Source organism: Idiomarina sp. A28L, from assembly GCF_000218785.1.
Classification (GTDB): Bacteria; Pseudomonadota; Gammaproteobacteria; order Enterobacterales; family Alteromonadaceae; genus Aliidiomarina.
Genome location: NZ_AFPO01000010.1, coordinates 1 through 1,320 on the forward strand (window position 1 = coordinate 1; position 1,320 = coordinate 1,320).

1 protein-coding gene is annotated in these 1,320 nt (G+C 49.1%); it reads left to right on the forward strand.

What is annotated here, in order from left to right:
* The first annotated feature begins 75 nt into the window (after positions 1-75).
* Positions 76-1,292, forward strand: a protein-coding gene (locus A28LD_RS03100) for an IS3 family transposase (protein WP_443134841.1) whose coding sequence is annotated in 2 segments (ribosomal slippage) — positions 76-391 and positions 391-1,292 — 1,218 coding nt in all. Because the reading frame shifts where the segments join, the coding sequence is not laid out codon by codon here.
* The last annotated feature ends 28 nt before the right edge of the window (positions 1,293-1,320 follow it).

Consider the following 1,320-nt stretch of genomic DNA (forward strand, 5'->3'; position numbering starts at 1 on the left):
CCTGTATTAGCCCCCATTTAAAACGGACACTCATTAGTTAAGCGATAGGCTTAGACCTATCTTTAAGGAGTGTCTATGGAGCGCATTGAAATTTTTACTGGCGAACAACGTCGCCGTCGTTATACTCCACAAGAGAAAGCTAAATTTGTTGCCATGACCATGCAACCGGGGTATTCGGTATCATTGGTGGCCAGGCAGAATGGTATAACCCCGAGTTTATTGTTTAAGTGGAAAAAGCTCATGCAAGATGGTGGTATGTCTGCAATTCAATCTGGTGATGACGTCGTCAGCGCCGCAGACCATAAAGCGCTTCAGAAAAAGGTTAAGCAGCTCGAGCAGCTGCTTGGTCGTAAAACTATGGAAACGGAAATCCTAAAAGAGGCGCTGGAGATAGCCCACTCAAAAAAGTTGATATCGCGCATGCCATTGCTGCCACTGGACGATTCTCTGTCCTCCGAGTAGCCGATATTCTTGGTGTGTCGCGCTCCAACTTACATGAGCGTCTTCGTGGGCGTCAAAAAGGTCGCTCTGCGCGTTACAGCAAAGCTGATGACGCCACTTTATTGCCGTTGATTGAGGATATCTGCAGCGAACGTGGTAGCAATGGGTATCGACGTATTACCGCGCATCTAAATCGGAAGTTGAAAACTGAGCAGCATGCTATTGCTCGAGTGAATCCAAAGCGCGTGTATCGCATGATGCGCCAGAACCACCTGCTGCTGCGCAAACACATCGGCCGTGTGGGCGAACACCGCGCTCATGATGGTCAGGTCATTACGCTGCATCCGAACACCCGTTGGTGCTCAGATGGCTTTGAAATTACATGCTGGAACAAAGAAAAAGTGCGCGTGGTATTTAGCTTAGACTGTTGCGACCGCGAGATTATGAGCTACGTTGCGACAACGACGGGTATCCGTGCCGATATGGTTCAGGACGTACTCGTTGAAAGCATTGAGCAGCGCTTCGGTGATGTACGAGAGCTGCCGCATACGGTCGAATGGCTAACAGATAACGGCAGCTGCTATATCGCCGAAGAAACACGGCGGTTCGCCAGCTCATTAGGCTTTAAAGTCTGCACAACGCCAGTTCGTAGCCCGCAAAGTAATGGTATGGCTGAGGCGTTTGTGAAGACCTTTAAGCGAGATTATGTGTATCTGAATGACCGCCCGGATGCAGCGACTGTATTAGCCAAGCTCGCTGAGTGGTTCGAAGACTACAATAATTACCATCCGCACAGCGGATTGAAAATGATGTCACCGAGAGAGTATCGAGCTCTTAAAGTGGCATGTTAAATTGTCCGTTTTAACGGGGGCAACTACA